The organism is Neopoerus faecalis (assembly GCF_029218125.1).
GTDB lineage: Bacteria > Bacillota > Clostridia > Oscillospirales > Oscillospiraceae > Oscillibacter > Oscillibacter faecalis_A.
In genome coordinates, this window is the sequence record NZ_JARFXX010000030.1 from 1 (window position 1) to 1,283 (window position 1,283).

General features: G+C 54.6%; 1 protein-coding gene. It reads right to left on the minus strand.

What is annotated here, in order from left to right:
• On the minus strand, nucleotides 1–1,283 hold a 1,283-nt coding region (locus PY311_RS12555; RefSeq protein ID WP_286149034.1), incomplete at both ends, for a transposase.

Genomic DNA, 1,283 nt, shown 5'->3' on the forward strand with positions numbered 1-1,283 from the left:
GGCGGAACGCCGAAGCTGTTTGGCAGAACGGTAGGAGTGAGAGCCGTGCAGAACGGCGGCCAGCGCAATCGCTAAAGCGGAGATGTGGGCCAGCGTATTGAGGTTTGCCGCGCTTGCGCCGTTACGCACCCACAGCCGTTCCTGACCTGTGGATTTGAAGCGGGAATTGTAACGCTCACACTCTGTACGCAAGGCGTATGTTCTCTTGAAACAGAGGCAGCCGCGGTCAATGGAAAGCCTGTAATCTGTTGGAATGGTCTTATACTTGGTGCAGCCCCGGTTTTTCTTGCCGTTATTCCAGTTTTTGTGGCTGCAAGGGTAAACACCGGTCTTGGACTGGCGGAAGGGACAGCAGAATTTCTGCCGAATTCCCCCTCTGCCATCGGTGGTCTTGCCATCTTTGTGCATGGCGAGGCCTGCCTCGCAGACCGGATTGCCAGCAGGAAGCGTTTTAGAGGCTTTCGTACCGCGTGGATTGAGAGGGATAAAAGCCTCGCCCTCATAGACCGATTTCACGGTGTTGTAGATGATTTTCGCATCGTAGCCCTTATCGGCAAGGAAGGTGCATTCTTTCAAAGAAACCGTCTGATTCGCAGCCGCGAGGATCTCAGCGGCGACGGAGGAATCGGCGATATTACCCGGCGTGGTCAGCTCGTAGAGCGGCAGGCCGGAGATGCAGTCCACCAGCACATGGCTTTTGTATCCCCAGTAGAACTCATACCGCCGATCATTGTGCTGGTTGGAGGCCGAGTGGACGCCCAAGGCGCAGTCTGGGTCGCTTTTCGGGTGGTTTTCCTTGGAGAACTTGCTTTTTGCAAAGGATTTTGGGTTGTTCTGCTTCGTGTTCGCCATGACGGGAGTGGAATCCAGGCCAACGAAAGACGCATCCACCACGCCCAGCTCATACAACTTCCGCACCAGATTGGCCATGATCGACTTCAACGCACCGTTGTTCAACTGCCGCAGGCAGCGGTCATACGTCCAGTAGGACGGCAGCGGCTCCATGATGTTAAAGCCGCAGCAATGGGCAATGAGCCGATTGTTGTCCAGATAATCCATCAAATCTGTGATTTGTGAGAATCCTTCACATTTCATAACGATAAACGCACAGACCATGGCTTCTTTGGGGAAGCCCCGCCGCCCGGTTGCCGCTCTGGGCAGCGTGAAGTCCAAGCTGCTGAAAAGCTTGTCATAAAACATGGCGGCGCTTTGGGATGTGAACAGCGTCACATCCTGAATGATTTCCTGTCGGTAGATAGCGGACAGCCCCTTTCTGGTTGGTT